We start from the raw sequence: 21,704 nt of genomic DNA, 5'->3' as shown, positions 1-21,704 counted from the left end.
TAAACTCTCCGTATCCCACACCCGCGACACCACCCGCGACATTTACGCGAACTAAGACGGAGACTTTTGTGAGCTTGACGCAGCTTGACCGTGTTCCCATCCGCCGTGCACTGATCTCGGTTTACGACAAGACGGGACTGGAGGAGCTCGCGAAGGGCCTGCATGCAGCTGGCGTCGCCATTGTTTCCACCGGCTCCACCGCCAAGAAGATCGCCGCCGCAGGCATCCCGGTCAAGGAAGTCGAAGAAGTCACCGGCTCCCCGGAAATGCTGGACGGCCGCGTCAAGACCCTGCACCCACGCGTGCACGGCGGCATCCTGGCTGACCGTCGCGTCCCGGCGCACATGGACACCCTCGCGGGCATGGAGATCGAGACTTTCGACCTCGTTGTGGTGAACCTCTACCCGTTCGTCGAGACCGTGAAGTCCGGCGCGGCACAGGACGATGTTGTTGAGCAGATCGACATCGGAGGCCCCGCCATGGTGCGTTCGGCCGCGAAGAACCACGCAGCGGTCGCCATTGTCACGGACCCGAACTTCTACGGCGCAGTAGTCGACGCCGCAGCACACGGCGGCTTCGACCTGAACACCCGTCGCCGCCTGGCTGCCAAGGCCTTCGCCCACACGGCCAGCTACGACAACGCTGTGGCCAGCTGGACCGCCAGCCAGTTCCTGGACGAAGACGGCGACGGCATCATCGACTGGCCCGCTTATGCAGGTCTGTCCTTGGAACGCTCCGAGGTCCTCCGTTACGGCGAAAACCCGCACCAGCAGGCCGCACTTTACGCGGACAAGGCTGCCCCGGCCGGCATCGCCCAGGCTGATCAGCTGCACGGCAAGGCCATGAGCTACAACAACTTCGTCGACGCCGATGCCGCCCTTCGCGCTGCCTTCGACTTCGCAGAGCCCGCCGTTGCGATCATCAAGCACGCCAACCCGTGCGGCGTAGCTGTTGGTTCCGCCGACGCTGCGGATCCGATCGCTGACGCCCACGCCAAGGCCCACGCCTGCGACCCCGTCTCGGCTTTCGGTGGCGTCATTGCTGCGAACCGTACGGTCACCGCAGGCATGGCCCGCACTGTTGCGAACATCTTCACCGAGGTTGTCATCGCCCCGGACTTCGAGCCAGAAGCCGTGGAGATCCTCTCCAAGAAGAAGAACATCCGCCTCCTCGCCCTGCCCGAGGGCTACGGCCGCTACCCCTCCGAGATGCGCCAGGTCTCCGGTGGCGTCCTGGTCCAGATGAGCGACAAGGTGGACGCCGACGGCGACAACCCCGCCAACTGGACCCTCGCAGCCGGTGAAGCCGCCGACGAAGCAACGCTCGCCGACCTCGCCTTCGCCTGGACTGCCTGCCGCGCCGCCAAGTCCAACGCCATCCTGATCGCCAACCACGGTGCAGCTGTGGGCATCGGCATGGGCCAGGTCAACCGCCTGGACTCCTGCCGCCTTGCCGTGGAGCGCGCCAACACGCTGGGCGTGAAGGTGGAGTCCGACGTCGAAGGTGCCGGCGGTGCGTCGAACGCCAGCGCTGGCGACGCACCTGAGCGCGCACGCGGTGCAGTTGCATCCTCGGACGCGTTCTTCCCGTTCGCTGATGGGCTGCAGATCCTGATCGACGCCGGTGTCCGCGCCGTCGTCCAGCCGGGCGGTTCCGTCCGCGACGAGGAAGTCATCGCCGCGGCCAACGCTGCCGGCATCACCATGTACTTCACGGGAGCACGTCACTTCTTCCACTAGAAGAAGGCCCAGCCGCACGGCACAAAGCGGCGCAAAGCGGCACAAAGCAGCACAACGCAACGGCGGCCGCCCCCGCAAGGGGACGGCCGCCGTCGTGCTTAACACGTACTTAACAGGGACGTGCCAGATACATCAGAAGCGCTACGAAGCCGCCGCTGCAGTGTTGTACGTGGACTGGATCACGGTGCCCCAGTACGGGCCGTACATGGTGGTGGAGTTGCTGCCGTAACCGTAGCTGTTCACGGAGTTCTGGTAGCCGGTGGAGCTGGTGCCAATGAACCACGGACCGCCCGAGGACCCGCCGGTCATGTTGCAGGGGATTCCCTGGCTGTTGAACTGCGGGTTGTAGGGATCGTTGGTGGCCTTGCCGGAGCAGCTCTTGAGCGATTCGCCGTTGAAGGGCGAGCCTGCCGGGTAGCCGAAGGCCTTGTAGCTCAGGCCGCGGGCTGCGTTGAACTGGACGCCGGAGGAACCTACGACGTCGGCGAGGCGCTTGCCGTTGAGGGTGTTCATGACGGCGAACGCGGTGTCGTACTGCATGTTGCCGTTGGAAGCCCACTGGGTGGGGGCGTACAGCGCCTTTGCCGTCCACTTCCCGTAGGGTGCTGAACCGTTGAGGTAGGCGGGAACGAAGACGAAGTTGGTGGCGTAAGCGCCCGGGCCTTCGTTGAGGCAGTGTCCTGCGGTGGACACGGTGCTCTTGTTGGCTGCGGTGACGGAGTTGCCTGAGCAGACGTAGTTGGAGCCGCCCAGGGTGAAGAAGACCTTGCCGATGTGCTTGACCGGCGTTTCGCTCTGGTTCACCTTCCGGTCAATGGTCTTGGAGTCGGTTGCTGCAGGCTGTCCTGCGATGCTGCTGATGGCGCCCGGGGCTTCAGTGACCGGGGCTTTGCCGAGGTTGAGGAGCTTGCCGCGTTCCAGTGCTTTGGCGGCAAGAATTTCGCCGGATTGAGCATTCTTCATGCGTTCCGGCGTCCAGTAGTCTGCAGCGCCGGCGTCCGACACTACATGGCTGCTGACCGCAGCGCCGCTGGAGTCTGAATTCTTGGCCGGGGCCGCGTTGGCACTGGTGGTTCCAACCAGCGCCAGGATTGCGGCAGCGGACAGACTCAGCAGGCTTGTGGCCAGGGTCTTGGTTTTTGTCACGTTGTTCCTACCTATCGAGGGAGTGAGGCGGTCAGTGATGGCGACCGCCGACTGACGAAACTGAAGGTATCGAACGTATGACAAGTTTGTAAAGAGATGTTTCATAGTTTGTGATAATTTGCTGTCACTTCCTTGTTAAGTGGCGAGGTCCTTTTGGCGTGCGGTTGCAAGGGCCGGGGATTGCATGAGTTACTAAGGGTACTGCGTATCTGGCTAGTGCGGATGGGAACTGACATGGCCCAAACCTCATCGGACAGGAAACCTGGCCGCAGGCTGGGGGATATCGGCCTACCGGGAATCATTCTGGGGATCGGCCTGGGTGGGTTCGTGGACGGAATCCTGCTCCACCAGATTCTCCAATGGCACCACATGCTGTCCAGTTCGGAGACGGCAAATATCGACGTCGGCGCCTACCCGGTGACCACCGTTCACGGTCTTCAAATGAACACGTTATGGGACGGGTTGTTCCACACGGTGACCTGGCTGGCGGTGTTGATTGGTCTCGGGATGCTCTACTCGCGGCTGAACAACACGCGCTCCCGGAACAGGGTCTGGGCCTCGCGATTGTTGTGGGGCTGGATGTTGTTCGGCTGGGGTTTGTTCAACGTGGTGGAGGGCCTCGTCGACCACCAGATCCTGGGCATCCATCACGTCATCACCGGCGAGTTCCAAGTCCTGGCCGACGTCCTGTTCCTGGTGTTCGGGGCGCTGTTGATGGTGGGCGGTTGGCTGCTTCAGCGCAGCGCGGAACCCGCGCAGCGCGGAACCACTGAACGCGGAACCACTGAACAGGATCGCTGAGGCATGCACCCGCACCACGCCGAGACCGGCCCGCCAGGCATCCTGATCGCCCTCGTTGCGCTGGCAGCCGTGTACTTTGTCATAGCCGCCAAGCAAAACAAGCAACCCAAGGGCTGGCCGCGCTGGCGAACGGCACTCTTCCTCTCAGGGCTGGCAGTCCTCGGATTCGGCCTGACCCCGCAGCTCTCGCCCTACCCGCACGGGAGCCTGCCTGCCCACATGTTCCAGCACCTCCTGATCGGCATGTATGCGCCGATTGGCCTGGTTCTCGGGGCGCCCGTGACGCTGCTGCTCCGGACTATTCCACGGAAGCAGGGCCGAAGGCTGGGGCGGGTCCTTCGCTCCAGACCCTTGCACGTCATAGCGCACCCCGTCACTGCGTTGGTCCTCAACGTTGGCGGCCTCGCAGTCCTGTACTTCACCCCGCTGTACGAGGCGGCAACGCACAATCCCACCCTGCACATGCTCATCCACGTCCACTTCATCGCAGCCGGAATCCTCTTTGCCTGGGCAATTGCCGGACCGGATTCTGCTCCACACAGGCCCTCCGTCCCCGCCCGGCTGATGGTGTTGGGCGTGGCAATCGCCGGCCACGCGATCATTTCCCAATTGCTCTACGCGGGCCTCTTCGTCCAGGTGGCCGGATCCGCCGTGGAACGAAGGCAAGCGGGGGAGCTCATGTACTACGCCGGCGACATCGCCGAACTGTTGTTAGCGTTCGCCCTCGTTTCATCATGGCGACCCGCACGTGGCAACGGGAGGGGGAGGCAGGCCGGAACGGAAAGCAGCCAGCGCTCGACGACGGTGGGCAGCAACGGCGGTCAGGCCGCCGTCGGGCGTTAATCACCGGAGAGTGGTAACGAACACGTGATCCCGGACACGAAGGGCCGTCAAAACGGTCTACTCGGGTAAGTTAGAGATGTTGAAATCTGCAGACTTTCAGGGAGAACCCCGCCAATGGCCAAGATTATCTATACCCACACAGACGAAGCGCCGATGCTGGCAACTTACTCATTCCTGCCGATTGTTGAAGCGTATGCCTCGACCGCAGGAGTGGAGGTTGAGACCCGCGATATTTCGCTGGCCGGCCGCATCATCGCCGTCTTCGGTGATTTCCTGACAGAAGAACAGCGCACGGGCAACGCCCTTGCTGAACTTGGTGAACTGGCAAAGCAGCCGGAAGCCAACATCATCAAGCTGCCCAACATCAGCGCCTCCGTCCCGCAGCTCAAAGCTGCCATCGCCGAGCTCCAGGCGCAGGGCTACGCCCTCCCGGACTACCCGGACAACCCCTCCTCGGACACCGAGACGGACATCCGTTCGCGTTACGACAAGATCAAGGGCTCTGCTGTGAACCCGGTGCTGCGTGAAGGCAACTCGGACCGCCGCGCACCCCTGTCGGTGAAGAACTACGCCCGCCAGAACCCGCACTCCATGGGTGCTTGGACCGCTGACTCCAAGACCAACGTTGCCACCATGGGCGAGAACGATTTCCGTTCCAACGAGAAGTCCGTTGTCCTGAAGGCCGACGACTCCCTGACCATCCAGTTGGTGCGCGAAGACGGCACCACCAAGGTTCTGAAGAAGGATTTCCCCGTCCTGGCCGGCGAAGTTGTGGACGCTACCGTCCTGCGCGCCGAGGCACTTGATGAGTTCCTCAAGGCACAGGTTGCCCGCGCCAAGGAAGAGGGCATCCTCTTCTCCGCTCACCTGAAGGCCACCATGATGAAGGTCTCGGACCCCATCATCTTCGGCCACGTGGTCAAGGCTTACTTCTCCGAGCTGTTCGACACCTACGGCAAGCAGCTCGCAGCCGCAGGCATCAGCCCCAACAACGGCCTCGCTGCCATCCTCAGCGGCTTGGAAGACCTGCCCGAGGACGTCCGCGAAGGCGTCAAGGCAGCCATCACCAAGGGCCTCGACGACGGTCCCGCGCTGGCCATGGTCGATTCGGACAAGGGCATCACCAGCCTGCACGTTCCGTCGGACATCATCGTTGACGCCTCCATGCCGGCCATGATCCGTTCCTCAGGCCACATGTGGGGCCCGGACGGCAAGGAAGCAGACACCCTGGCTGTTATCCCGGACAGCTCCTACGCCGGTATCTACCAGGTTGTGCTGGACGACTGCCGTGCCAACGGTGCATTCGATCCCACCACCATGGGTACGGTTCCCAACGTGGGCCTCATGGCGCAGGCGGCCGAAGAATACGGTAGCCACGACAAGACCTTCGAGATCCAGGCAGCCGGCACCGTCCAGCTCGTGGACAGCAAGGGCAACGTCCTCACCGAGCACCAGGTCTTCCCCGGTGACATCTGGCGCGCCTGCCAGACCAAGGATGTCCCGGTCCGCGACTGGGTCAAGCTGGCCGTCACCCGCGCCCGCGCTTCCCAGACCCCTGCTGTGTTCTGGCTGGACGAGGCCCGCGCCCACGACGCCAACCTCATCGCCAAGGTCAACGAGTACCTCAAGGACCACGACACCGAGGGCCTTGAAATCAAGATCCTGTCCCCGGTTGAGGCCACGGCCTTCACCCTGGAGCGCATCCGCAAGGGCGAGGACACCATCTCCGTTACGGGTAACGTCCTTCGCGACTACCTCACGGACCTGTTCCCGATCCTCGAGCTCGGCACCAGCGCCAAGATGCTGTCCATCGTTCCGCTGATCAACGGTGGCGGCCTGTTCGAGACCGGTGCCGGTGGCTCCGCTCCCAAGCACGTCCAGCAGTTGGTCAAGGAAAACCACCTTCGCTGGGACAGCCTGGGCGAGTTCCTCGCCTTGGCCGTGAGCTTCGAGCACCTTGCCACCACAACGGGTAACGCCCGCGCACAGGTCCTGGCTGACACGTTGGACCGCGCCACGGGTACGTTCCTGCTGGAAAACAAGTCCCCGCGCCGCAGCGTTGGCGAGCTGGACAACCGCGGCAGCCACTTCTACCTGGCCACGTACTGGGCCCAGGAACTGGCCAAGCAGACCGAAGACGCGGAGTTGGCCAAGGACTTCGCGGCAATCGCTGAAGCCCTGACCTCCAACGAAGAGGCAATCGTCGGCGAGCTTGCCGCAGTGCAGGGTCCCGGCGTCGACCTCGGCGGTTACTACCGTCCGGACGCTGCCAAGGCCGCTGAGATCATGCGCCCGTCGGCTACGTTCAACAAGGTCCTCGCGACCCTGAAGTAGTCCCGGCATAACGGAACCGGCCCGCAGGCAATGCCTGCGGGCCGGTTGCTTTTAAGTGTGGATTCAGCGGTCCGCGTGGAACCGCTCTGGTGCCACACCGCCGTCGACGATGTCCTTCAAAACCCGGCCAATAGCCGGCGTGAACTTGAAACCATGACCCGAGAAACCAGCGCCCACCACCAGCGGACCGAAATGGTCCAGCACGAAGTCCTCGTTGGGCGTGGTGGTGTAAGTGCAGCTGATGGGAACCGCGGTGGAAGGGTCGACGCCGGGGAGCCACTCTTCTGCGTACCGCACCAACGCTTCCATTTGGTGGGGGATGGGCTCGAACGTGCGCTCGTCCGGATCCATGACCGGGCCGACTCCGTGCCAGCCGGCCTTCACGCCTTCGCCGGGGGTGAGCATTCCATAGACGGGGCTGTACCAGTATTCGTAGGCTTCGTTGTTCGGATCGGGGTCCGGGCTGTGGTTGAAGCTCGGCCACACCAGCGTGTTATCCCTGGGCGTGAAGTGGGCTGGCTGCTCCTGGGTTACCACCAATGCCGGCAGATCCGTGAGCTTGCCGATGAGCTTCGGAGTCCAGGCACCGGCCGTAACCACCACGCGGCTGGCCGTGTACTCCGTCTCTTCCGTCACCACCACCGCGGACTCGCCGCCAGTTACACGGATGTCCTTGACCGGCGTCGAGTACTTGAAAACGGCACCGTGGGCCTCAGCTGATTTCCGCAGCGCGAGCAAAGCGTCAGCGGAGCGGATCCGGCCCGAGCCTGGCACGAAGAGCACGTCGGTGGCGAAGTTCATCCCCAGCCAGCGGTTAGCGGCTTCGTCGGGGGAGATGAAGTAGCTTTCGATGCCACGGGCCTGGTGGGCCTCCCGAACCTGCTGCAGGAGGGGGACGTTTCCGTGGTTCACGAGCCCCACCATGTCCAGGAGCGGTGCGCCGTGCTCTGCCGCGAGCTCGTCCCAGAGGATCTTTGACTCGGCGAGCAGGTCCAGGTAGTCGGCTTCTGCGTACGCGGTGTTGAAGTTGCGCGTGGCGCCGTGAGATGCGCCGATGTGGTGACCGGCCTCGAACTGCTCCAACAGAACCACTGAGCGACCCGCCCGGGCGAGTTGCCACGCGGCAGCCGATCCCATGGCTCCTCCGCCAACAACTACAACGTCAATCTGCATGCCTGCTCCATCCACCGTCGGCCCTCTCGAAAACGCGACCCCCCGAAGAGGGCCACCTCCCATTCTGCCCCTCCTCACCCAACTAGGTAGCAGATCAGGTCGTTTTCAGCGCTGAGAACGACCTGAAGTGCTACCTAGTTGGGTCGGCAGGCACGTTACGCAGCTAGTCGCCTGCGGATCCACGCGGAGAACTGGTCCACCACGATGATCAGCACCAGCACGATCAAGATGTGCGTGAGCATGGAGTCGAACTGGAAAGACTTGATGGACTGGTTGATCAGGAGCCCAATACCACCGGCACCCACCAAGCCAAGGACCAGCGACGACCGTACGTTGACGTCGAAGCGGTACAGCAGCAGGCCCACGAACTGCGGAACCACCATGGGCAGCGTCGCGTTGGCTACCTGTTGGATCCGGTTGGCACCGGCGGTCCGCAGAGCTTCCTGGGGGCCAGCGTCGATCTCCTCCATCGATTCCGCCCACAGCTTGCCCATCACCCCGGTGTTGTGGCAGATCAGCGCGAGCACGCCCGCAAACGGTCCAAGGCCGACGGCGGTGACGAAGATGAGCGCGAACACGATGTCCGGCACGGCGCGGAAGAAGGACAGGACGGCGCGCGCAGCTTGGTAGACGAGCCGGTGAGGGCTGGTGTTCTCAGCAGCCAGAGCTGCGAGCAGCAGCGCGAACGGCACGGACAACGTAGTTCCCAGCAGCCCGATCCACAGGGTAACAAGGGTTGCTTCGAGGCCGGGCTTGAGCGTCTTCTCCCAGCTGAGGTCCGGCGGGAAGGCGTCGCCAATGAACGCGGCCATGCCCTTCCAGCCATCAACCAAAAGCTCCGGTTTGAAGTCGGTCCCTTCGATGGCCACGGCGTGAAGTCCGACGACGGCAGCCGCCACTGCCGCCGTCGTGATCCACCGCAACGGCTTCTTCGGGCGGATCAGTGCCACCCGGGTTTGGGCAGAAGAGCCACGTCGCACGACGGCCGGGGTCAAGGTGTGGGGAGTCATGCTGCCTGTGTCCTGTCTACGGAAGGGTTCCTGTCCGGGGCGTACAAGGTGTCGAGGTGCTCGGCCGTGATCTCTGTGGAGGGGAGGTCGAAAGTCATGGAGCCTTGGAGGAGCCCGATGGACCTGTCCGCGTACCTGAGTGCGAGGTCGGGCTGGTGCAGCACGGCGGCTACGGCCAGTCCTTCCGAATGCGCGAGTTCCCGCAGCAGCGCCATGACTTGTTCGGCGGCGTGCGGATCCAATGCGGACACCGGCTCGTCGGCGAGTACGACGTCGGCCCGTTGGCAAAGTGCCCGGGCTACGGCCACGCGCTGCTGCTGTCCCCCGGAAAGCCGACCCACGCGGTCGAAGGCACGGTCCGCCAGGCCTACCCGGTCCAAGCAGTCGAGGGCTTCCTGCTGAACGTCGGCCGGGAACAGCAAGGGAGTGAGTGAGCGGACGGTCGGGATCCGCGACAGGGCTCCTGCGCAGACGTTGTCCAAGGCCGTGCGACGGGGGACCAAATGGATCTTCTGGAAGATCATGGCCATCCGTTGCCTGGTCTGCTGGAGTTCACGGCCTTGCAAGGAATCCAGCGCAGCTCCGTCGATCCTGATGCTGCCCGAATCCGGCGAAGTGATACCCATGACGCAGCGCAACGTGGTGGACTTGCCGGAGCCGTTGGCGCCCAGGAAGGCCACCAGCTCGCCGGCTGCAACGGAGAAGTCGACACCCTCCAGGACGTTCCGCCCGTTGAAGGACTTACGCAAGCCTTGGACAGAAAGAAGCATTACAGGTCCTTCTCGGTGAGGCCCATGGTCTCGGCAAGCTCAAACAAGGGCGTGTAGTTGTCCTTGGTGACCTCCAGTAAAGGTCCCGGAGGGGTGACATCAAGGAACTCGCCCACTTTGGCAATGTCCGCAGGATCAAGGCTCAGGAACGCATCCTTCACGGCCGCCTTGAATGCGGGATCGGCATCGCCGCGGACGGTGATGGGGTCGTTGGGGATGGGGTTGGACGTCCACACCTGACGGAAGTCACCCGGAGTGAAGGTGCCAGCGGCAATCGCCGTAGCAAGCGTCTGCGAGTTGATTTGCGCTGCATCCACCTTGCCGTTGGTCAATGCCAGCAAGGCTTCAGGATGACCGCCGGTGTAGTCCATCTTGATGTCGGCATCGGCGATTCCGGCTTCCCGGAGGCCGAAACGGGGCAGGACATCGCCTGAGGTCGAACCAACACTGCCCAAGGCGAGGGACTTGCCATTCAAATCACCAATCGCCTGGATGGAGCTGTCCTTGGGGACCCAAATCCCCGCGGTGTAGGTGCTGAGTTCCTTCTCCGCAGTGCCGAACGAAACCAGCGGCTCAGCACCCGCTTTGGCGTCAGCGAACACGTAGCCCAAGGGACCGAACTGGCCCAGGTCCAGCTTGCCGTTGCGCATGGCCAGGACCTCGGCCGCATAGTCTTCAACCACTTGGACGCTGACCGGGCATTCAAGCTTCTTGGACAGGGCTGCAGCCAGGACATCGTAGGCCGGCTTGAGCTTGGCTGGGTCTTCGTAGGGCTCGATGCCGAACTTGATCTCGCCGTTCGGGCAGGTAGCCGTTGTGGTCTCGGGGGAGGACTGTGCCGGGCCGCCGCAGGCAGTGAGCGCCAGGACGGTGGCGAGGGCAAGCGCGGAACCGGTGAGGAGCGTGGTTTTCATGGGAATCCTTATGCGAAGGGGATTGAAGGGGGAGAACGGATGCCAAAGATGAATCAGCGCAGGCGCGATACGTTGCGGTGTGCCAGGCCGAAGGACAGGGTCATGCCGACGCCGGAGGTCACGGACACCACCGTGACGCCGGGCTGGACTTCGCGGACCAGGATCGGCGCTACGTCGGAGGACGCGTAGATGCCCTGCCAGCGCTGGACGATTTCCAGTGGTGCTCCGATTCGGCCGGTGATTTCAGTGTTGAGTGTGTCGGTCACGGATTCGTCCAGGAACGGATCGGCCGTGCGGTGGTAGTGGTGCGAGTCGCCCAGGATGATGGTCCCGTCGGGGCGTTGGGTGAACATGACGTTGGCGCCGATCTCCAGCAGTTCCGGCTGCTTCGCCAATACTTCGGAGTACAGGGCCGCGGCGGCGGGCATTTCCGTGAAAGCCGGGTACCGCAGCATCGATGTCGCAGTGAGAACCGCTGGCGCGAACTCGATGCCGGACGGCTTGGCCGCCAGCGACATCTGCAGGGCGCATCGTTGAATCCGGTGTTCCTCGGCCAGGTCCGGGAAGAGGTAGTCGACGTCGTGGCCGACGCACACGAAGACCTGCTGCGCGCGGAGCTCGCCGCGCGACGTCTGGACGGTGACACCGTCCGGATTCTGGTTGAAGCCCAGTGCGGCCGTGTTCCAGTGAAGTTCGACGCCGGGTTGCTGGCTTAGCCACTCGGCCAACTTTGCGACTGTTGTACGGGGATCTACCCGGAGGTCGTCCCGGAGGAAAGCACCGCCCACCACGCCGGGCCATTCGCCGCCCGAAGTACCGCCGTCGTCGTGCGCTTCTTCTGCGGTGGACGCAGAAGCACCCAACAGGGCCCGCGTAGTGGCGGGGGAGAGCAGCTCGACCTGTCCCGGTTCCCGCACCGCGGAGAGCTCGCGAAGGACATTCATTTCGGCTTCAGATCGGGCAAGGACCACGGCTCCCGCTTCGGCAGCCCAGAATCCGGCGCGCTTGGCAAACTCGAGCCAGTACTTCCGGGAGGTCTGCGCGAGTTCATACAGTTCGCCGGATTGGGCCGTGATGCAGCAGTGGCCGAAGTTGCGCACGGAAGCGCCGGCTGCGTGGTGGTCGCGCTCGATGACGGTGACGGTCAGGCCGTTGGCAACAGCGTGGGCGGCGTGGGCCAGTCCCACAATTCCAGCGCCGACAATGACGACGTCGGCAGGCTGGCTGGGGCTGCTGTTGGCGGCTTTGGGAGAGGTGCTCGGGTTGTTCACACCACTGACATTGGCCGTTCCGGGAAGGGGAATCAAGCCAGATCCGGACTTGTATATACAAGTTAATCTGAATTTAACATTTGTTTACCCGAGTTCACGACGAGTTCATCTGGAATGCCTCAATTGAGCCTCGGGAAGCCGCGCAGACTTGTATGATCAACTCGTGAGCACGCAGCAGAACGCACCCCTTCATGTCCGTCTTAGCGAGGAATTCATGCGCCGGATCACTGACGGCGACTGGCCTCCGGGCTTCCAGCTGCCCAGTGAGGCGGAACTGTGCCGCGAGTTCGGAACATCGCGTGGTCCGATCCGCCAAGCGCTCGCATTTCTTCGTTCGGAAGGAGCCGTGACAGGCGGACGCGGGCGACCACCCATGGTTCGTTCGTCCGTGCCGTCGCAATCGTTCTCCACCTTCAACTCGTTCACCGAATGGGCCAGCGGGATCGGAAAAAAGCCCGGCCAGCGGACCCTGGAAGTGGCGCGGCGCGAAGCCAGTCCGGAAGCGGCCGAGGCACTGGCCCTCCTGCCCGGGACCACAGTGGTGGAGGTCCTGCGCGTCCGCTACCTGGATGAGGTTCCCGCCATGATCGAGCGCACCACGTTCATCCTGGATGTGGGCCGGAAGCTGTTCGACTTCGATACCGATTCCGGGTCCATTTTCGCGTTCCTCAAGGAACAAGGCGTAGACCTGCACAGTGCCCGCCACACCATCGACGCTGTCGCTGCCAGTGACGAGGACGCCGAACTGTTGGAGCAGCCCGAAGGCATTCCGCTCCTGCGTGAACGCCGCATTACCCGATCCGCCGACGGGCAACCCCTCGAATACTCCGAGGACCGCTACCTGCCGGCATTGACCAACTTCACCATCGACAACACCGTGGACCGCCGGGCCGCCCTGGTCCGCATCCATACTGAAGGAGCCACCCCATGATCCAGCTCGTTGCCTGCGATATGGCCGGAACCACCATTGACGAACACGGCGACGTATACGTAGCCCTTGCCCGCTGCGTTGAAGAAACCGGCGTGACCACCACAGCAGAGGCTGTGCAGGAATGGATGGGCGCGGACAAAGTTGAGGCCATCACGGCGCTCATTGAAGCCGGGGGAGGAGCGGCCACGCCGGAAGTAGTGGCTGCCGCCTTCAAGCGCTTCAAGGAATTGCTCGTGGAGTTCTACGACGCCAACCCGCCGGTTGCGCTCGAAGGCGTAGAAGACGCGTTCCGCGAACTCCGCCGCCAAGGCATCAAGGTGGCCTTGACTACCGGCTTCTCACGCGACGTCGCCGAACCGATCCTTGAGCGGCTGGGCTGGGGCGTGGAAGACGACAACCTGCTGGACGCCGTCGTTTGCTCCGACGAAGTAGCCGCTGGCCGCCCTGCACCGCACATGATCCACAGGGCCATGGAACTGACCGGTGTGCAGGATGTCCGCGCAGTCATTGCCGCTGGCGATACCGTCAACGACCTCGCCGCTGCCAATAACGCGGGCGTCACCGCAGTGGGTGTCCTCACCGGCAAGCTGGACCGCGACGCCTTGGCCGCGCACCCGCACCACCACATCCTGGATGGTGTGAAGGACATTCCTGCGCTGCTGTCGTAGAACCAGCCGTGTTGGCGCAAGCCGTGTTGGCGGCAGGCACGCAGGCATGGAAGATTGGAATCCGTGAAATTCCTTCACCCGTCTCCCAAGTCCTCTGCCCGCGGCGTCACCATCCTGCGAGTGGTGTTCGGTGCGCTCCTCATGGTGCACGGCTTCCAGAAGTTCATGGCAGGGCATGCTGCATTCGCCGCGTCGGTTGCTGCCATGGGCGTGCAGAAGCCGGAGATTGTGGCGTGGCTTGTGATCGCCGGTGAACTGGGCCTTGGCCTGCTCCTGGTACTGGGCGCCCTGACCCGAGTGGCTGGATTCCTGGCGGCGATCATGTTCGCGGGGATCTGGTTCGTGACGGAGGCGGGCAAACCCCTGCTCACCGGCAAGTCCGGCGTCACGGCCGAGCTCCTGATTATTTACGTCGCCATCTCCATAGCGTTCGTCTTCCTCGGGCCCGGCGCGCTGTCCTTGGACCGCAAGCTGGCTAGGCAACCAGCACGCCAAGGGCGTTAGTACAGTTGAGTTAACTCACGACGGCGGCACTCACCGGCCGGGGCGGGTCACCGTGCGTCGTTCGGATACCGGATCCCCAGCTGGGAGCGCACGCCGTCAAAAAGGCGCATGACGTTAATAGAGTCTTCCAACGGCATGACCGGGCTTTCGGTGAGGCCTTGTTGGATGCAGCGGGTCACTTCCCGGAGTTCATACGTGTAGCCGATGCCCACCACGTCAAAGTGCTCGCGACGCGGCTCGTCCCAACCAATTCGGATCATCAGCTCGCGGGGGTTGTTGACGGAGCCCACGGTTTGCAGGAAACCGAGCCCGCCGGCCACCGTTGCGGTCCGGGGTCCATGCGCCATCAGCGACGATGTCAGCTGCGCCTGTGCGCCGGTATCGTAGCCGAGGGTCAAGGCGTTCTGGCTGTCCACACCGTCGTCGTTGAGGGTGCCGATCGCGGTGACCGACTGCGGAAAGCCCAACGTTCCCAAGGCCCAGAGCAGTGGGTAGACGGTGATGTCCAGGAGCGCTCCACCGCCGTCGTTGAGGGCCCAAATTCGGGCGGCGGGATCGAAGGGTGCCGGGAAGCCGAGGTCGGCGCTGACCCATTGGATCTGGCCGAGCTCCCCGGAGGCCGCAATGGAAAATGCCCTCTGCATGCTGGGCAGGAAACGGCTCCAAACGGCTTCCATGAAGAACACCTTCTGCTCCCGGGCAAGTCTCACCAGCTCGCTGGCTTCCCGGGCGTTGATGGTGAGGGCTTTCTCGCACAGAACATGCTTACCGGCCCGCAGAGCGGCGGCTGCGATCTGGAAGTGCTGGGCATGCGGCGTGGCAACGTAGACCACGTCCACGGCGGGATCGTCGAACAAGCGCTGGTAGCCGGGTACGCCGTCGTCGTCCCCGTAGCCCTTGGTAAAGCCAAGCGTATGGGCGAACGCATCCGCAGCAGACTGGGTGCGGGAACTCACGGCGTACAGCTCCGCATCTTCAAGCAACGCCAGGTCCTGGGAAACGCTGTTGGCGATGTTTCCTGTGGACACTACTCCCCACCGGAGGGACCGGCCTGTGGCCGCCCGGGGATCCTGGTTGGTTTGGGTGGAAAGCCACGGCACGGCGATAGGAAGTGTCATGCCGTTTATCCTCTCATTCCGCCCGCAATGACCGGAATGCTGGGGTCAACCGGCTAGCTGCAACTGCTCCAAGTCGGCCATAGCGCCTGTGGATTCAAAGGTCAGCCTGACGTTGACGTTGTAGGCACCAGGCCTTCCGAGATCGGGGATCCAAATCTCCGCGACACCGGCATCGTGGGGCGTGGTTGCCACGATCCTGTACGCGAGGTTTTCGGCTTTCCAACTCTCGGATACATCGAGGCCATCCAAGGACCAGGTCAGGAGCATGGGGACGTGGGCCAGTCCCTCAAGATCGATCCTCACGGCGACGGTCCACCCCAAGGGGTCTTTGCCCTGGCTGCTTTCGATGACCATGACTTCCTCCAGCGCCTCCACCAGTTCTGCTGCCACTTGCGCAGGGGGAAGCAGTTCGCCATCCTCGTTGACAGTTACGGGCGGAAGGAGGGCCGGGAGGATTACAAGGGCTCCGGAAACGTAGCCTTCCAACTCTTTCTGGTCCGAAACGGCGGAGCGATATTCCGGCGGCGGAGGAGTCGCGATCTTGTTCGCGATGGTGGGGTTGCCGGAGGAAGTGCTTTGTGTGGGAGATGTTGCCACAGGCGTGGCCGGAGGCGTCGAAGGCGTGGGTGTGATGGTTGCCGTGGACGTCGTCGGGGGAGGGGTGGTGGGTGGGATCGTGGTGGGTTCCGGCGTTGTCGTCCCGTTGGACGCCGTCAGATTTACGGATGCCGCGAGATTTACGGAAGACGGTTCAAGGGCAGCCGCAGCCGGTTGAAGGGCCAAGTCCTTGCCCAAGTCTGCCGGCGCGAAGGCCGCGAGGGATGTTTGCTTGACGAGGGTGAGCGATTCGATGGTGGCAACGTCCTCGGTATTCGGGGGAATGATCCGGTCCCATAGGGCGATGATGCTGATAAGCGCTGCCGCCACGGCCCCCGCGGTGATGATCAGTGTCTTGGCACGCCGAGACAACGGTGTCTTCTTTTTCTTTTTCCTTTTCTTTTTTGTTCGCGTCGATTGATCCGTGTTCTTAGGTGTAGCCATGCCGCCACCTCCTGCCCCTGCTCACAGATTGCTCCTGCGCCGGAACAGCGTCAACCCTGCGCAGCAGTGGATTATGCGCGACACTTCCGTGTCGCGCGCTGTCAAGTCACACGGATGTCCGGACATGGAACTTTCCTCGCTTAGGCTTAGGCAATCATCCCTCGCAGAGGTTCTGTGGGGAGTTACCGAAATGGAGCAGGGATGGGTACTTTTCGGCGCGTCATTTTGCCGGTTGCCTGGTTGTTGGTTTTCGCGATTATTGCGGTGGCCTTGGTCAAGATTGCTTTTGTGGATGGACTGGAATCGGCCGCCGCCGAGCCCGCCCCTTTGGCGCAGGTGGATATCCCGGTAGTCCCGGCCACTCGAGCTACCGTTACCAACACCGTGGAAATCAAGGGCACCGTACAGAGCGACGCCGCCGAGACCGTCCGCAGCACCTCAGCGGGAAAAGTGGTCCAGGTGTTCGTGGAGCAAGGCACCACCGTCGCCAAGGGCGAGGTCCTTTTCCAGGTCAAGGCTGAGCGCGCGGTTACCCCCACGCAGACCTCACAGGAGGGGCCGCAAACGGCCCCCAAGCCGGTCTACGACTACTTCGATATCCTCGCTCCGAGCGCCGGGACCCTGCAGCAGCTGACAACCCTCATTGACCAGCAGGTCACCGTGGGCGAGTCCGTGGGCAAGATCGATCCCGGAACGTACACCGTTGCGGGATCCGTCACCGCCGCGCAGCAGTACCGCCTGCTGGGCAAACCCGGTCCTGCGGAAATCGCTTTGGTAGGTGGACCGGCGCCGTTCCAGTGCGCCGACGTGACGCTCAAGAACAATGCGTCCGACGACGGCGGAGCCGCCTCGGGCGGGCTGGCCGCCACAGGCGGCGGTGCCGGAATGGGCGTCGGCGCAGCGATTGCGGGTCCCGGAGGAGGCAACCAACCGGAAGAGGGCGGCACTCCTACGGGAACGCTGAGCTGCCCGATTCCCTCAGGCCAACAGGTCTTCGCAGGACTTGGAGCCACCATGACAGTCAGCGCGGGTGTTGCACCTGACGTGGTGACTGTTCCGCTGACATCCGTGAAGGGCAGCGTGAAGGACGGGATCGTGTGGATTGCCGGCCCGGGAGGAACGGGGGCTGCTCCCGAGCAGCGCACTGTCCAGCTGGGGCTCAACGACGGTTCCGTGGTGGAAGTTACCTCCGGCCTGACCGAAGGCGAACAAGTCCTCGAGTTCGTTCCCGGGGCACCGGCCGTTCAAGATCCCATGATGGGTCCGGGCCAGGCCGTCTACGGCCCGATGGGCTAAGGGCAACTAACAGCATGGACGAAACAACCAAAGAAACCCTCGTCAGCCTCAGGTCAGTCACCCGATCCGTCAGGCTCCCCGATGACCAGCAACTGAATATCCTCAGGGGCATCGACCTCGAGGTCCACAGTGGAGACCACACCGCCATTGTTGGCCGTTCCGGTTGCGGCAAGTCAACACTGCTGAATCTGCTTGGCCTTTTGGACATCCCGACGTCGGGCGAGCTGGATTTCCTTGGCCAGCCCGCGGACCGGCTCGGCAACAACGCCCGAGCCCGGCTACGGGGCTCCACGGTGGGCTTCGTGTTTCAACAATTCAACCTGTTGCCCGGACGCAGTGCGCTGGACAACGTTATTACGCCGCTCTTTTACGCTAAAGGCAAGGAATTCTGGAGGCGTCGCGAGATTGCCATGGACATGCTGGACCGGGTTGGCCTGGCCTCCCGCGCCACGACCATGCCCAACATGCTTTCCGGTGGCGAGCAGCAGCGCGTGGCCATCGCCCGTGCCCTGGTCCGCAGGCCGAGGCTGATCCTCGCCGACGAACCAACCGGTGCGCTGGACGTGGAAACGGGGCAGTCCGTGATGGCCCTGTTGGATACCGTGGCCACGGAAACGGCAGCTGCGTTAGTAACCATCACGCACGACACCAACGTGGCAGCCTTGGCTCGGGCCTGCTACCGCTTGGATTCCGGGGTGCTCAGCCCCCTGCCGGCGCCGGCTCCGGCAGGAGTCGGTACATGACCGGCTTCATTTCCACGCTCGTCGAAGCGTGGCAGGAACTCCGCATCAACAAGGTTCGCATTCTCCTGGCCCTGCTGGGTGTTGCCTTGTCCGTTGCCGCGCTGACCTCGGTGGTGGGCGTAGGCAGTTTGGCCCGGGAAGGAATGAAAGTTCAGTCCGAACGTAACGGCGGCCGGGTGGCCACGCTGTCCTTGAACGTCCAAGGTCCAACCATGCCGGACCCGGTGAAGCTTGAGAAGGCCTACCAAGGTATTCAACAGCGCTACGGCATCACCACCTCCACACACGTTGGCCAGAGCCAAGCCGGTTTTCAGTTTCCCCGTGGAGTGACAACCGTGAACGTGACCATTGTGGATGTCGGCTACGGCGTCATCCACCGGGTCCCGCTTCAGCAAGGAAGCTGGTTCGCTGCCGACGACGGCAAAAGGCTCGCACCCGCCGTCGTCGTCTCTGAATCCTTCTATAACCAAGCGGGCAGGCCCAACCTCACCACCCACCCCACGGTGAGCATCCCCGGAGATCAGCCGGCAACGGCGGTGATTATCGGGGTCGTGCCTGATTCCTACCCGGACTCGCCGCCTTCCGCGTTCATCCTTACCGAGGGCGCGGTCATGACCGGGATCAAGCCGCAGATGTCGGAGTTCAAAATGTGGGTTGGCGAGGCACAGGCCGGAGCCCTCACGGCTGCAATCACGGCCGATCTCCAAGGCCAGTTCCCCGGCTATTACGCCCACGCCAACCGTATGGACTATGCAACATGGGGAGATCCCCTTGCCCCCGTTCAGCTGGTGGTGGGCGGCGTGGCCGGACTGGTGCTCCTGCTCGGAGCCGTGGGAATGCTCAACATTTCCATGGTGACCGTGCGCTACCGGGTCCGCGAGATCGGCATCCGGCGAAGCTTCGGAGCAACATCCGGACGGATTTTCGTGGGCGTCATGATGGAATCCGTGGTGGCCACGGCAGTTGCCGGCCTGGCGGGCGTCATGCTGGCGGTGGCAGTGGTGAAACACCCGTGGATCGAATCCAAGGTAGCGCCGGGGCTTACCGAATATCCGGCCTTCCCCATCGACGCCGCGTTGATGGGCTTTGGCGCGGCAGTCCTGGTGGGCGCACTCGCCGGAGCCATCCCGGCGCTCGTGGCGGTGCGCGTCAAAGTCATCGACGCGATCCGGTTCTGACCTCCTCGGTGAGCCTGCCCTGCTGAAGACGGAAGCAGCGCTGGGTTTTCTGCGCCAGGCTGCGATCATGCGTGACCACCAGGATGGTGGTGTTGTGATCGCGGCTCAGGGAACTCAGCAGCTCGATGATGTGCCCGCCGGTTTGCTCATCCAGGTTTCCCGTTGGCTCATCGGCGAGGATCAGCTTGGGCTCGTTGGCCAAAGCACGGGCAATTGCGACGCGCTGCTGCTCACCACCGGACAAGCGGTTGGTGCGTCGCGAATGCTTCTCCGGGTCCAACTGCACCTGCTCCAGCAGCTCCTTGGCCCGCTGCAGTCGCGCTGCTTTGCGGATGCCTGAGAACTCCATGGGCAGCATGACGTTGTCCACGGCGCTGAGGTTGGGAATCAGGTTGAACTGCTGGAACACGAAGCCGATGTCCCGGCGACGGTACTCCGTCAGTTTGCCGTCCGGCAGTCCCGCGAGGCTGACGCCGTCCACGACGACGTCACCGGAGGTGGGCTTGTCCAGCGCACCCAGGAGGGACAACAGAGTGCTTTTGCCGCTGCCGCTCTTGCCGACGATGGACGCCAGCGAGCCCTTGTCGAGCTCAAAGCTGACCCCGTTTACCGGCTTGATGGTCCGGTCACCGGACTTGAACTGACGAACCAGGTCCTTGACTACGATCACGGCTATTCTCCTCGGAGTACTTCGATAGGACGGATTCGGGCGGTCAGCAACGCCGGGACCAGCGCGCCGATGATGGCTACCGTGAAGACTGCGGCGATGCCTGCAGCGAGGACGCCGGGGGAGACGTTCGCCGTGACGGAGGTGAGCAGCTGCGACGCGCCACCGAAGGGGCCGCCTTGGCCGTCGCCTGAGAGGCCGCCGCCGGGCATCCCGCCACCAGGGACTGTGCCGTTGGGCGTGGTCCCCGCAAGCCCGCCGCCGCGCTGGGTGGTGGCCGCCGTCGTGGTGGTGTTCGAACTTACGAGTGCCGACGCGATACCGCCGCTGGCCAGTGAAGCGATCACCGCGCCAACAACACTGCCGAGGGCAACCAAAACCAGCGACTCGAGGACGAACTGCAGGCCGATAGTGCGGTTCCGGGCACCAATGGCCTTCAAGACGCCGATTTCGCGGCGGCGCTCGCGGACCAGCATCACCATGATGAGGAGGATGATGATTCCGGCGGTGGCTAGAGCCGCAATGAAGGCGATCATCGAGATGTTCTTGACGCTGTCCAGTGAATTGACGGCGGTCTCGAGGTTGCGCTGGCCTTGCGTGACGTCTGCCTTGTCCGTGCCGAGTGCATCCTGGACCGCAGTTTTGGTGCTGTCCACGTTCTCCATGCTGTTGACCGTGACGATCATGGTGGACAGCTCGTCCGGGGTCTCCGCCAGCGTCTGCGCTTCAGGGAGCGTCACGTACACGGCGTTGTTTCCGAAGGTGGTGCCGGCGTCGAAGATGCCTGCCACGGTGAAGGTCTTGTCCTGGATGGTGAACGTGGAGCCTACGGTCAGGCCGTTCTTCTCAGCCAGGGACGTGCCCATCAGGGCCTTCGCCTCGGATGCCGTGTAGTCGCCCAAGCCTGTTCCGTTGGTGATCTCCAGGGCCTTGCCGGTGCTGTCCACTTCGGCGCCAATGCCCGTAGCGGTGATCGGCAGGGTGCGGGTCGCTTGAGAGCCGGTGTTTCCGCTCGCGTTGTTTCGGTTTCCCAGCGTGCCGGCGTCGACGGCGGCCGTCAGGTTGGTTGTGACCGTCGCCTGCTGCCCGGCCGGACCGAAGCCGCCGCCCGGGCCTGTCTGCTGGGTGGCTCCGGTGGCTGAATCGCTGTTGCTGGTGGCGGTGGTCGCTGTCTGCACGCGCAGTGCCTTTGTGCCAACTACTGACGTCACGTTGGCGACCGACGCCGCAGTCTCAGCCTCCGCCGTCGTGAGGGGTTCGCCGCCACCTTCGAAACCTTGGCCGCCTGCCGGATTTACCGTCAAGGTGGTACCAACGGAGGCGTTGAGCTCCTGGATCTTGGCGCCCACTGCCTGGTTGGCCACGAGCATGGCCAGTGCCAGGCCGATGGCTAGGGCCAGAACGGCGACAACCGCCGCCGTTCTGATTTTGTTGCGGAAGGCATTGCCTACACTTCGGGCAAGGACGCTCACGTTTCTCCTCTTGACCTGCAAATTCGTTGTTCCCACTCGACATGGGCTGCAGATCCAACACTCGTGAAGGCTGCTGTGCGGGAAG

General features: G+C 63.4%; 20 protein-coding genes. 10 read left to right on the top strand and 10 right to left on the bottom strand.

The window, feature by feature from the left end:
* Positions 1-68: 68 nt before the first annotated feature.
* Positions 69-1,739, top strand: coding sequence for a bifunctional phosphoribosylaminoimidazolecarboxamide formyltransferase/IMP cyclohydrolase (gene purH, locus RIF72_RS09700; protein ID WP_309074602.1), 1,671 nt, complete (start codon positions 69-71; stop codon positions 1,737-1,739).
* A gap of 141 nt (positions 1,740-1,880) precedes the next feature.
* On the opposite strand, the gene RIF72_RS09695 is transcribed toward purH, so the two are convergent.
* A complete protein-coding gene (locus tag RIF72_RS09695) occupies positions 1,881-2,990 on the bottom strand; it encodes a trypsin-like serine peptidase (protein ID WP_375164212.1) in 1,110 nt (369 codons plus the stop codon).
* A gap of 129 nt (positions 2,991-3,119) precedes the next feature.
* Between RIF72_RS09695 and RIF72_RS09690 the strand changes: the two genes are divergently transcribed.
* From RIF72_RS09690 to RIF72_RS09680, 3 genes are all read left to right on the top strand, one after another.
* On the top strand, positions 3,120-3,686 hold the full coding sequence (locus RIF72_RS09690) for a DUF2243 domain-containing protein (RefSeq protein WP_309074600.1): 567 nt from the start codon (positions 3,120-3,122) through the stop codon (positions 3,684-3,686).
* 3 nt (positions 3,687-3,689) lie between these two features.
* The gene (locus RIF72_RS09685) at positions 3,690-4,529 is read left to right on the top strand and encodes a cytochrome c oxidase assembly protein (RefSeq protein ID WP_309074599.1); all 840 of its coding nucleotides are present in this window, start codon (positions 3,690-3,692) and stop codon (positions 4,527-4,529) included.
* A 114-nt stretch (positions 4,530-4,643) separates the two neighbouring features.
* Positions 4,644-6,863: an NADP-dependent isocitrate dehydrogenase gene (locus RIF72_RS09680; RefSeq protein ID WP_309074598.1), complete on the top strand. Its 2,220-nt coding sequence runs from the start codon at positions 4,644-4,646 to the stop codon at positions 6,861-6,863.
* A 63-nt stretch (positions 6,864-6,926) separates the two neighbouring features.
* On the opposite strand, the gene RIF72_RS09675 is transcribed toward RIF72_RS09680, so the two are convergent.
* The 5 genes from RIF72_RS09675 to RIF72_RS09655 form a co-directional block, all read right to left on the bottom strand.
* Complete coding sequence (locus tag RIF72_RS09675; protein WP_309074597.1) at positions 6,927-8,036, bottom strand: FAD-dependent oxidoreductase; 1,110 nt, start codon at positions 8,034-8,036, stop codon at positions 6,927-6,929.
* Positions 8,037-8,191: 155 nt separating this feature from the next.
* Positions 8,192-9,046: a phosphonate ABC transporter, permease protein PhnE gene (gene phnE / locus RIF72_RS09670; RefSeq protein WP_309074596.1), complete on the bottom strand. Its 855-nt coding sequence runs from the start codon at positions 9,044-9,046 to the stop codon at positions 8,192-8,194.
* Complete coding sequence (locus RIF72_RS09665; protein WP_309074595.1) at positions 9,043-9,816, bottom strand: phosphonate ABC transporter ATP-binding protein; 774 nt, start codon at positions 9,814-9,816, stop codon at positions 9,043-9,045. Before RIF72_RS09665 ends, phnE begins: the two co-directional genes overlap by 4 nt.
* Positions 9,816-10,730, bottom strand: coding sequence for a phosphate/phosphite/phosphonate ABC transporter substrate-binding protein (locus RIF72_RS09660; protein WP_309074594.1), 915 nt, complete (start codon positions 10,728-10,730; stop codon positions 9,816-9,818). The genes RIF72_RS09665 and RIF72_RS09660 overlap by 1 nt, the downstream gene beginning before the upstream one ends.
* 53 nt (positions 10,731-10,783) lie before the next feature.
* Positions 10,784-12,037 carry a TIGR03364 family FAD-dependent oxidoreductase gene (locus tag RIF72_RS09655; protein ID WP_375164211.1) on the bottom strand — a complete coding sequence of 418 codons (1,254 nt, stop codon included), beginning with the start codon at positions 12,035-12,037 and terminating at the stop codon, positions 10,784-10,786.
* A 127-nt stretch (positions 12,038-12,164) separates the two neighbouring features.
* Between RIF72_RS09655 and RIF72_RS09650 the strand changes: the two genes are divergently transcribed.
* The 3 genes from RIF72_RS09650 (at position 12,165) to RIF72_RS09640 (ending at position 14,104) form a co-directional block, all read left to right on the top strand.
* Positions 12,165-12,932 (top strand): GntR family transcriptional regulator, encoded by a 768-nt coding sequence (locus RIF72_RS09650; protein ID WP_309074593.1) that lies wholly within the window; start codon positions 12,165-12,167, stop codon positions 12,930-12,932.
* Positions 12,929-13,600, top strand: a complete 672-nt coding sequence (locus RIF72_RS09645) for a phosphonatase-like hydrolase (protein WP_309074592.1) — start codon at positions 12,929-12,931, stop codon at positions 13,598-13,600. The genes RIF72_RS09650 and RIF72_RS09645 overlap by 4 nt, the downstream gene beginning before the upstream one ends.
* A gap of 63 nt (positions 13,601-13,663) precedes the next feature.
* Positions 13,664-14,104: a DoxX family protein gene (locus RIF72_RS09640; protein ID WP_309074591.1), complete on the top strand. Its 441-nt coding sequence runs from the start codon at positions 13,664-13,666 to the stop codon at positions 14,102-14,104.
* A 47-nt stretch (positions 14,105-14,151) separates the two neighbouring features.
* Here RIF72_RS09640 and RIF72_RS09635 read toward each other — a convergent pair whose 3' ends face one another.
* Entirely contained in the window at positions 14,152-15,222 is a 1,071-nt protein-coding gene (locus RIF72_RS09635; protein WP_309074590.1) for a Gfo/Idh/MocA family oxidoreductase, read from the bottom strand.
* Positions 15,223-15,267: 45 nt separating this feature from the next.
* Entirely contained in the window at positions 15,268-16,263 is a 996-nt protein-coding gene (locus tag RIF72_RS09630) for a hypothetical protein (RefSeq protein WP_309074589.1), read from the bottom strand.
* A gap of 201 nt (positions 16,264-16,464) precedes the next feature.
* Between RIF72_RS09630 and RIF72_RS09625 the strand changes: the two genes are divergently transcribed.
* The 3 genes from RIF72_RS09625 to RIF72_RS09615 are packed head-to-tail and all read left to right on the top strand — an operon-like array spanning position 16,465 to position 19,480.
* Positions 16,465-17,559, top strand: coding sequence for an efflux RND transporter periplasmic adaptor subunit (locus RIF72_RS09625; protein ID WP_309074588.1), 1,095 nt, complete (start codon positions 16,465-16,467; stop codon positions 17,557-17,559).
* Between the two features lie 14 nt (positions 17,560-17,573).
* Positions 17,574-18,302, top strand: a complete 729-nt coding sequence (locus RIF72_RS09620) for an ABC transporter ATP-binding protein (RefSeq protein ID WP_309074587.1) — start codon at positions 17,574-17,576, stop codon at positions 18,300-18,302.
* Entirely contained in the window at positions 18,299-19,480 is a 1,182-nt protein-coding gene (locus RIF72_RS09615; protein ID WP_309074586.1) for an FtsX-like permease family protein, read from the top strand. The genes RIF72_RS09620 and RIF72_RS09615 overlap by 4 nt, the downstream gene beginning before the upstream one ends.
* Here RIF72_RS09615 and RIF72_RS09610 read toward each other — a convergent pair.
* Positions 19,458-20,150, bottom strand: coding sequence for an ABC transporter ATP-binding protein (locus tag RIF72_RS09610; RefSeq protein WP_309074585.1), 693 nt, complete (start codon positions 20,148-20,150; stop codon positions 19,458-19,460). The two genes, RIF72_RS09615 and RIF72_RS09610, sit on opposite strands and share 23 nt — an antisense overlap.
* Before the next feature lie 2 nt (positions 20,151-20,152).
* Positions 20,153-21,619 (bottom strand): FtsX-like permease family protein, encoded by a 1,467-nt coding sequence (locus RIF72_RS09605; protein WP_309074584.1) that lies wholly within the window; start codon positions 21,617-21,619, stop codon positions 20,153-20,155.
* Between the last annotated feature and the right edge of the window lie 85 nt (positions 21,620-21,704).

The sequence above is a fragment of the Paenarthrobacter sp. genome, from assembly GCF_031180005.1.
GTDB lineage: Bacteria > Actinomycetota > Actinomycetes > Actinomycetales > Micrococcaceae > Arthrobacter.
This window is presented reverse-complemented; position numbering and strand designations above follow the sequence as displayed.